General features: G+C 58.2%; 9 protein-coding genes and 2 pseudogenes. 8 read left to right on the forward strand and 3 right to left on the reverse strand.

The genetic code is table 11. The features are described 5' to 3' along the window. Positions 1 to 89: 89 nt before the first annotated feature. Together WFM46_RS21520 and WFM46_RS21525 are read left to right on the forward strand one after the other, a co-directional pair. Positions 90 to 605 (forward strand): annotated as a pseudogene (locus WFM46_RS21520) (MBL fold metallo-hydrolase); the annotation flags it as partial. Further along, positions 602 to 685 (forward strand): annotated as a pseudogene (locus WFM46_RS21525) (hypothetical protein); the annotation flags it as partial. The pseudogenes WFM46_RS21520 and WFM46_RS21525, both read left to right, overlap by 4 nt. Before the next feature lie 64 nt (positions 686 to 749). Here WFM46_RS21525 and WFM46_RS21530 read toward each other — a convergent pair. Then, a complete protein-coding gene (locus tag WFM46_RS21530) occupies positions 750 to 1,655 on the reverse strand; it encodes an SDR family oxidoreductase (RefSeq protein ID WP_336998492.1) in 906 nt (301 codons plus the stop codon). Positions 1,656 to 1,755: 100 nt separating this feature from the next. Between WFM46_RS21530 and WFM46_RS21535 the strand changes: the two genes are divergently transcribed. Further along, positions 1,756 to 2,586 (forward strand): helix-turn-helix transcriptional regulator, encoded by an 831-nt coding sequence (locus WFM46_RS21535; RefSeq protein ID WP_336998493.1) that lies wholly within the window; start codon positions 1,756 to 1,758, stop codon positions 2,584 to 2,586. Here WFM46_RS21535 and WFM46_RS21540 read toward each other — a convergent pair. Next, entirely contained in the window at positions 2,583 to 3,512 is a 930-nt protein-coding gene (locus WFM46_RS21540) for an AraC family transcriptional regulator (protein WP_336998494.1), read from the reverse strand. The two genes, WFM46_RS21535 and WFM46_RS21540, sit on opposite strands and share 4 nt — an antisense overlap. Before the next feature lie 98 nt (positions 3,513 to 3,610). On the opposite strand from WFM46_RS21540, the gene WFM46_RS21545 reads away from it, so the two are divergent. Next, a complete protein-coding gene (locus WFM46_RS21545; protein ID WP_336998495.1) occupies positions 3,611 to 4,357 on the forward strand; it encodes an SDR family oxidoreductase in 747 nt (248 codons plus the stop codon). Between the two features lie 87 nt (positions 4,358 to 4,444). Further along, positions 4,445 to 4,921 (forward strand): SRPBCC family protein, encoded by a 477-nt coding sequence (locus WFM46_RS21550; protein WP_180210197.1) that lies wholly within the window; start codon positions 4,445 to 4,447, stop codon positions 4,919 to 4,921. A 116-nt stretch (positions 4,922 to 5,037) separates the two neighbouring features. Here WFM46_RS21550 and WFM46_RS21555 read toward each other — a convergent pair whose 3' ends face one another. Next, positions 5,038 to 6,357: a 6-phospho-beta-glucosidase gene (locus WFM46_RS21555; RefSeq protein ID WP_336998496.1), complete on the reverse strand. Its 1,320-nt coding sequence runs from the start codon at positions 6,355 to 6,357 to the stop codon at positions 5,038 to 5,040. A 133-nt stretch (positions 6,358 to 6,490) separates the two neighbouring features. Between WFM46_RS21555 and WFM46_RS21560 the strand changes: the two genes are divergently transcribed. The 3 genes from WFM46_RS21560 to WFM46_RS21570 form a co-directional block, all read left to right on the forward strand. Next, entirely contained in the window at positions 6,491 to 7,393 is a 903-nt protein-coding gene (locus tag WFM46_RS21560; RefSeq protein ID WP_180210199.1) for a LysR substrate-binding domain-containing protein, read from the forward strand. Positions 7,394 to 7,545: 152 nt separating this feature from the next. Beyond that, the gene (locus WFM46_RS21565) at positions 7,546 to 7,854 is read left to right on the forward strand and encodes a copper-binding protein (protein ID WP_336998497.1); all 309 of its coding nucleotides are present in this window, start codon (positions 7,546 to 7,548) and stop codon (positions 7,852 to 7,854) included. 45 nt (positions 7,855 to 7,899) lie between these two features. After that, the coding region (locus WFM46_RS21570; RefSeq protein ID WP_336998498.1) for a protein-disulfide reductase DsbD domain-containing protein at positions 7,900 to 8,445 on the forward strand (546 nt) is incomplete at its 3' end.

The raw sequence follows: 8,445 nt of genomic DNA on the forward strand, positions 1-8,445 counted from the left end.
CGCGGCCATTACCGGTGCCGGTATCAATCACAATAATATCGTCGGGAGTACGTATGACCCAACTGTGGATCGACAGCGGTACGCTCTGACGGGATAACCGCTGGGTGCCGATGTTTCCCAACGCGCGTTATATCTGCTCTGAGAAAGAGCTTATTCGGGTACAAAACAGTGACCGCTACCGGAATTTATGGCTCGACAGCCTGCTGCCGGTGATTGACGCGGGCCTGCTGGAAACCGTTGATGTGGCCGCGCAGCCGGTATTTAGCGGCAGAATTTCTTATACCCCCATGCCCGGGCACAGCCCCGATCATGCGGCGTTGATCCTCTCCGCGGGCGGCGAATATGCCTTCTTTGCCGGGGATATTGCACATTCACCGTGGCAGTTTAGCCACCCGGAATGGAATTCGGTGTTTTGCAGCGACCATCACGAGGCAGAAAAGTCACGGCGTCGGGCGATGGCATGGTGTGCGGAACATAACGCCCTGTGGTGTAGCGCCCATTTCGCTGGCTCCTCCTGCGGCTGGCTGAGTGTTGATGAACATGGGCACTATCGCTGGACTGAGGCGAATGACACGCCAACCTTTTTCGGGAGTACGCAACAATGAACAACGCTTCTGTGATTCTGGTTTTTGGCGCGACGGGTCAGCAGGGCGGCTCGGTCGCGAATGCGCCGCTTAACAACGGCTGACTGGGCGTATAACCGGTAGGGCGTTTTCCCGGCGTCACAACGGTGACGCCGGGCGGGGTGGCTAGCGGGAGGATAACAGCGGCGCGTAATCCATATTCTCCAGATCCTCGAGCAGGCCGGGGCCGGTGGGATGCCAGCCCAACTGCTGACGTGTCCAGGCGGAGGAGGCGCGCAGGTTTATGGCGGCGAAAATGGCGAACCAGCCAAAATGCGCTTCAGCCTCTGAGGAGGGGAGCGAGATGTACGGCAGATCGAGCTTGTGGGCAATGATTTCGGCGATCTGCCGGAGGGGTACCCCTTCTTCGGCAACGGCGTGGTAGCGTTGACCGCTTTCGCCACGCTCCAGCACCTGTCGGTAGAGCGCGGCGACATCGCTGACGTGCGCCGCCGACCAGCGGTTATCGCCCTCACCGGTGCAGGCCACAACGCCTTTCTCAATCGCGTGCTGAATATACCAGGTGATGAGGCCCTGGCGCCGGGTATCATGCACCTGTGGCAGACGCACAACCTGCACATTAACACCTTCAGCAAGCAGCGCATTGCCTTCAATTTCTGTTGCCACCCGGGGATGGCTGTTCCCGGCGTTAAAGTGCTTTTCCTGCGCTAATGCCGTGGCGGTGTCATCGCCCATGCCGGTTCCTGACGTGATAATCAACGGGCGATCGCTGCCTTTCAGCGCCTGGCCCATGGCATGGATAGCCCGCCGATCCTTTTCACAGTTCTCGACGAAACGGTGAAAATCATGATCAAAAGCCGTATGGATGACCGCCTCCGCATGCTGTGCGCCCGCCGCTAACGTATCGGGGTCATCCAGGGTTCCACGATGAACCTCCGCCCCCGCATTCCTGAGCGCCTGCGCGCTGCTCTCCGAGCGGGCGAGACCGATAACCTGATGTCCGGCCGCCTGCAGTTCAGTGAGGATCCGGGAGCCAATAAAGCCACTTGCGCCGGTAAGAAAAACTCGCATAACACACCTCCAGAGTAGGGTTCCGGAACAGAGTAGCGCTATAGTCAGACGAGAAAAGTAGAGACATTATCAGGGTATAAACCTTAACAGGATGACGACGATGCACACTGCTATGCAGTCACTGGGCGATTTTCTGCGGGCGCGACGTTTACGCCTCGATCCGGCCACCTTTGGCTTTAGCCCGGGCAGGCGACGCACGCCCGGATTGCGCCGTGAAGAGGTTGCTCAGCTCGCCAGTATCAGCCCGGTCTGGTACACCTGGCTTGAACAGGGACGCGGCGGTGCGCCGTCGCGGGAGGTACTTAACCGTATCGCCAGCGGGCTACGCCTGACCTCACCGGAACGCGAGCACCTGTTTATGCTGGCATTCGGCCATCCGCCCGGCACCCGTTTCACCGTTTCTGCCGAAATCGCGCCACGATTACAGCGGGTTCTGGATGCATTGAGCATCCCTGCGATCGTCAAAACCATTACCTGGGACGTCATTGCCTGGAATCGCGCCGCCGCATGCGTTTTAACCGATTATGCGCGTCTGCCCGCAACAGAGCGTAACGTTCTGCGCCGCCTGTTCACCGATCCGGCAGTACGCCGGGCGCAGGATGACTGGCAGGCGGTGGCGCGGTTGGTGGTTTACGCGTTTCGTGCTGACGTGGCGCGCGCGGGAACATCGCCGGAAACCACCAGCCTGATTGCCGAACTTTCCCGTCAGAGCCCGGAATTTGCTGCCTGGTGGCAGAGTAACGATGTCGCCAGTCACGGCGAGGGGGTGAAGCGTATCTATCATCCCCAGGCCGGCGCGATAGAGCTTGAATTCTCAACCTTTGCCGTGGAGGGGCGGCCGGATCTGGCGATGCTGGTGTTTAACCCGGCGACCGAGGAGAGCCGCCTGAAAATTGATGCCCAGCTCAGACAATCCCCGCTCTGTGGTTAACCGGTGTCGGCGAGCCCGACATGTTTAACCGCCGCGCGATGCTGCGCATATTTCCCCGGCGGCACACCGACATAGCGGGTAAATGCCACGCTGAATGCGCTGGCGGAGCCGTAACCCGTGCGCTCTGCCACTTCGGCGACCGTGACGCCGGTATCGCACAGCAGTTGCATGGCGAGGGTCATGCGCCAGGAGAGCAGGTATCCCATCGGCGTGACCCCGGTCATCTCCGTAAAGCGCTCAAACAGCATCGAGCGGGAGAGGGCGCAGCGACTGGCCAGCGCCTGCACCGTCCATTTTCTGGCAGGCTCCTGATGTATCAGCCGTATCGCCTGGGCGATACGGGGATCGGCCAGACCACGCACTAATCCAGGCGTGGCGAGGGATGTGCCAGAGCGGATAGCCTCGATAAAGAGCAGTTCCAGCATGCGCGCCAGCATGAACGCTTTTCCGGAGCGTTGCGCCTGGGCTTCATCCTTTAACAATCCGACCAGCAGCGAAAGACGCTTTTCATCACGCACAAACACAAGCCCGGGCAACAGTGAAACCAGCAAACCCGCATCGGGTGATTCAGACATGCAGTGACCGACCAGCGCCAGCATTTCAGGGTCAGCATGGGGATCGCCGAGCCGGAAATGTCTCTCTGCCACTTCGATGGGGAGAGTATCGACACCTGGCGAAGCAGGCGGGACGAGGCTCGTCAACGCAAAGTTGTAGGCTGCGGGTATTAAAATAAAATCACCGGCATGCAGCGTGAGGGGCTCATCGCCTTCGCGCTCAAGGCGGCACGCCCCTTCAAGCACAGCGCAATAGAATGACAACCCCTCATCCGAACGGCGGACCCGCCAGGCGCCCGCGCCGGTCACCGTTTTTGTCAGCACCGCTTTGAGCTTTAACATGGCGATGGCTTCGGCTAACGGATCGCTCATTTCCGGACTCCTGCTAAAGAATGACGGACTTTTGAATATATATCGTCCAGTCAGGGCTGTCTATTATGTGCTCAGGCAAACCACACGCAGGAGTGATTATGAAAACGGTTATGATTACCGGCTGTTCATCAGGTTTTGGTCTGGAAACCGCACGGTATTTTCTTGAGCAGGGCTGGAAGGTGATTGCGACGATGCGCACACCGCAGGAGAATCTTCTTCCCGGGAGCGATCGTTTACGTCTCCTGAGCCTCGATGTCACTTCGCAGCCGAGCATAGATCGGGCGATCGCTGACGCCGGCGACGTCGATGTTCTGGTCAACAACGCCGGGGTGGGGATGTTAAACGCCCTGGAAGGTGTCTCCCCGGAGGCGGTCAGAGACATTTTTGAAACCAACACGCTTGGCACCCTCGCCATGACCCGGGCCGTACTCCCACAGTTCAGACAACGTCGTTCAGGGGTGATCGTGAATGTCACGTCTGCGGTGACCCTTCAACCGCTGCCGCTGCTTGCGGTCTATACCGCCAGTAAGGCGGCGGTTAATGCGTTCACCGAATCTCTGGCAATTGAGCTTGCGCCGTTTAATATCCGCGTGGGCCTGGTGCTGCCCGGGCGTTCGCCTGCGACCCGTTTCGGCGAAAATGCGCAACGGATCATGGGATCGATTCCCGCAGAGTATGCCGCGTTGAGCGAGCGTGTCTTTCAGGGCATGCAGGATGCGCATGCGAGCGTAACCTTACCCGAGGATGTGGCAAAAGCCATCTGGCAGATGGCAACGGATCCGGATACGCCGATCCGTTTACCGGCCGGAGAGGATGCCCGGCAGATGGCGGCGCATCTCATGTAGAATCCGCCACAGTCAATCCTGCACGTTTAGCGGTTATCCGACATACTGAAGCGTAATGCAGGAGACAATCACTGGAAGGCGTGCCCTATGGCTGATTATACCTTTTCCACACTCTGGCGGGTGGAGGCCTCGCTCCAGGAGGTCTGGGCGATTTTATCGCATCCCGATGTCTGGCCCGAATGGTGGGGAAGCCTGGAGCAGGTTATCGAGCTAAAGAGAGGGGATGCCCGGGGAATTGGCGCCCTGCATCGCTATACCTGGAAGGGGGCGCTTCCGTATCGGTTAACCTTTGATATCCACGTGCTCACCATTCAGCCGCTCTCGCTGCTGGAAGGGGAAGCCAGCGGTGAGGTGGAAGGGCGCGGCGTGTGGTCTTTTTCTGAGCACGAGGGCAACACGTTCGTCAGGTATGACTGGGATATCCGCACCACTACCCGCTGGATGAACCTGCTCGCGCCGCTGGCCGCTCCCGTTTTTCGCTGGAATCATCACCGGGTAATGCGCGACGGTGCACAAGGGTTAGCCCGTAAATTGGGCAGGCGGGTAGAGATGTCGGTCGGGTAAAGGGTCGTCAGGCGTGTGCCCGCCGGGGTCGCCCTGACCCCGGCGGGCACACGACCTGTTATGTCATTATCTGACAGAACTTGTCGTTTTGCGTTAGACCGTTTGATCTCTGCGAATTATGTGTGTTGATGGAACGCAGGCATCAGCGCTTTATTATGCTCGATCACCTCTGCCAGCGCCTTTTCAAGCACGCTGCCGCTATTAATCAGCGGATTAATGACCAGCGCGCGCCACGCCGTGTGGCGGTCGCCGGTGATGGCCGCGTCGATCGTCAACGCTTCAAAGCTCTTCATCAGCTGAATCAGGCGTAGCGTATCCTCCGGGAAAGGCTCCACGTTAAGCGGAACAGGGCCAGAGCGGGTGATCATGGAACTGACCTCAACGGCGCAGTCATCCGGCAGACCGGCGATGGTGCCGTTGTTGCGCGTGTTAACGTGCATAATGATGCGCTTATCGTTGTAGATTGCGCTCATTAGCTCGCAGGCGGCATCCGAGTAGTACTGGCCGCCACGGCCTTCCAGCGCCTTTGGCTTTTCAGCCAGGTCGGGATTGCGGTAGATGTCGAAGAGCGCTTTTTCCAGCGCTTTTACCACTTCGCCACGGGTGCCTTCTCCCTGGGCCTCGCCCAGCTCCTGACGATACATGTCATCGCTCATGTAGTAGTAGCGCAGGTAAGGGCAGGGGATCATCCCCATTTTTTCCAGTAAACCCGCCGGCCATTTGAAAGGGGGAATATTGCGTGGGATCAGCGGATCGTGGCCTGTTGCAATCGCCTGGATAACCTCAGTCAGTTTATCGCGGCCTTCATGCCAGATATGGCGCGCGAAAATAAAGTGATTGAGCCCGGCGACCTGAAGGACAAAGTCGTTGACGTCGCTGACATTCAGCAAACTCGCGATCCCTTTTTGCATAATCACTGGCACATTGCACAGCCCAACGGTGCGTACTTTGCTGTGCTTGAGAATCGCCTCAGTGACCATGCCAGAGGGATTGGTAAAGTTAAGCAGCCAGGCGTCGGGGCAGAGCTGCTCCATTTCCGCCGCGATTTCCAGGGCGACAGGAATGGTCCGGCAGGCGTTGGCAAAGCCGCCAAGCCCGTTGGTTTCCTGACCAATCATGTTGTATTTCAGGGAAATACGCTCATCGCTGATGCGCGCATCCACACAGCCTGCGCGGAACTGGGAGCAGACAAAATCGGCATCTTTCAGGGCTTCCTGACGGTTCAGCGTTTCATAAACCGGAATATCCAGACCCTTTTTTTTCAGCATTCTGCGGGTCAGTCCGGCGATGATGGCCATCTTTTCCCGACCCTCTTCGATGTCCACCAGCCACAGCTCGCGAACCGGAAATTCATGCTGACGCTTAATGATGCCTTCCATCAATTCCGGGGTGTAGCTTGAACCGGCGCCGATAACAACGATCTTCAGACCTTTCATCGTGATGTTCCTCTTTTTGATGTATCTGTTACAGCCGATTAAAAGGCAGCGAGCGTTGCTGGACAAACGATCGTTTCAGGGGTATGCATTAGCTCAATTAATGCATGAAGCGTAACAGAAGGAGATAACAGCTGTGTTTGCCCAGGAAAACATGCTGGCACTATTGCATACGTTTGAAGTGGCGGCGCTGCACCTCAGCTTTACGCGGGCCGCGCATACGCTCAACCTGACTCAGGGCGCCGTAAGTCAGCGGATACGGCATCTCGAAACCCTGCTGGGGTTTCGGCTGTTTATCCGTATGACCCGAAAGCTGCAGCTGACCGATGAAGGGGCGCGACTGTTGAGCGTGCTCTCTCTGTCGCTAAAGCGCATCAATGACGAGATCGAAGATATCCGCGTTCAGGGACTCCGCGGCACACTCTCCGTGGGGCTTCCCCCTACGTTTGCCTTCCTGTGGCTGGTGCCGCGGTTAGCGGAATTTCGGGCGCGCTGGCCTGGCCTGAATGTCAATTTTCGGGTCCGGGCCGGGCTGGTGGATTTCAACCTTGAGCGGGTGGATGCGGCGATTTACTACAGCAATCTCAGGTATCCGGACCTCTATTGCGAACGTCTGGCCGACGAGGCGCTGGTGCCTGTCTGCTCTCCGGCGTTAAACGCTAAAATTCAGGCCAATACGAACTGGCTGGCGGATATTCCCTTCCTCCACGCCTCTGAGTCTGTGGATTCGCAGGACCTCTTTTCCGAGTGGCGCGAATGGTGTCAGGCGACCCACCGGCCCCTGCCGGTGGAGGAGAATTTCATGGGCTTTAATAACTGTCAGATGGCGATTGAGGCGGCGGTCGGTGGTTGCGGCATCGCAATGGGAAGAGAGCGGCTGATTAAAAAGTACGTTGCAGCGGGGGAGCTGGTGATGCCCTTTGGGCAGGCGATCCCCGCCGGTCGCGGGTACGATCTCATTATGCCCCGGGAAAACCTGAATCGGCCGGGGATTGTGGCGTTCAGCCAGTGGGTAAAAGGGATCCTGGAAGAGGGGTGAGCGCGCCGGTTGGCATTACTTTACAAATTGCCCCTTGCCCGCAGAGGCGACGCTCACTATTCTCATTGCCCATGACTATCCTGACCGGTCCGACTCAACATAAAAACAGGCAACTGAGAGCCCTCGCGCTGCTTTTCGTTGCCTGTGTTGTCATGCTGATCTGTCTGACCCAGCGGGCCGCTATCCTGCACCATATGCAGGTCAAAGCCGCGACGCTCTCGTTGAGCGTTGAACATAGCCCGCAGGAACTCTCCTCCCCTGGGTTGTCCCCCTGCGAGTTGAGCGCCCACTCGCTGCTCTCCGCCCAACCCCTTCATTTTGATAATCTTCTGCTGTTACCCGGTCTGCTGGTTCTCGTTTTAGCGGTGCTGATCAAAATCAGCGTCCTGCCGAGGCCGGTGATCCTTTTCCGTCCTCCACTTCTTCGAATACATCTCAAAAACTGCGTTTTCCGTGAGTGACTGACATGGCAGTGCCTGTTTAGTCAATTTTTCACGGAGAAAACTATGAAAACGCTTTTCAGGAGCCTGTGGTTCCTGTTGTTCAGCCTGTCCGCGGCCTGCGCTGCGGTACCGGGCTGGCCGATGACGCCTGACAATGCCCACGCTCAGGTGCAGGTCTGGCACGATGCGCCAGCAGAGGGAAAAGTTCGCCTGCTGCTGGATGTTACCCCTGATGAAGGGTGGAAAACCTACTGGCGAACTCCCGGCGACGGCGGCTTTCGACCGGTAATAGAGTGGGCGTCGCAGGCCACTACCCAGTGGCACTGGCCGCGTCCCGTGCGCTTTACTTCCGCTGGCTTTAGCTCGGTCGGCTACGACCGTCGGGTGGTGTTTCCGCTGGAAATCACCACCGATGAGGTGCAGCGTTTGCGCGGGAAACTGACGCTTTCGCTATGCAGTAACCTCTGCGTGGTTAACACGTTCCCGCTGGATATCAATCTTGCCGCCGGTCCGTCGGCGGACTTTGCCAGCGCCTGGGATGAGGCGATGCGGGCGGTTCCTGCGACACACGGCGCGATAGCGGTCAAATCCGTCGCCACGGACCGCGAC

The organism is Leclercia sp. M50 (assembly GCF_037150775.1).
Taxonomy (GTDB): domain Bacteria; phylum Pseudomonadota; class Gammaproteobacteria; order Enterobacterales; family Enterobacteriaceae; genus Enterobacter.

Bases quoted from the DNA above. Each gene is read 5' to 3' on its own strand.
- WFM46_RS21565 (WP_336998497.1), top strand. From the start codon at position 7,546: ATGCTGATCTGTCTGACCCAGCGGGCCGCTATCCTGCACCATATGCAG.
- WFM46_RS21535 (WP_336998493.1), top strand. From the start codon at position 1,756: ATGCACACTGCTATGCAGTCACTGGGCGATTTTCTGCGGGCGCGACGT.
- WFM46_RS21530 (WP_336998492.1), bottom strand. From the start codon at position 1,655: ATGCGAGTTTTTCTTACCGGCGCAAGTGGCTTTATTGGCTCCCGGATC.
- WFM46_RS21540 (WP_336998494.1), bottom strand. From the start codon at position 3,512: ATGAGCGATCCGTTAGCCGAAGCCATCGCCATGTTAAAGCTCAAAGCG.
- WFM46_RS21545 (WP_336998495.1), top strand. From the start codon at position 3,611: ATGAAAACGGTTATGATTACCGGCTGTTCATCAGGTTTTGGTCTGGAA.
- WFM46_RS21550 (WP_180210197.1), top strand. From the start codon at position 4,445: ATGGCTGATTATACCTTTTCCACACTCTGGCGGGTGGAGGCCTCGCTC.
- WFM46_RS21555 (WP_336998496.1), bottom strand. From the start codon at position 6,357: ATGAAAGGTCTGAAGATCGTTGTTATCGGCGCCGGTTCAAGCTACACC.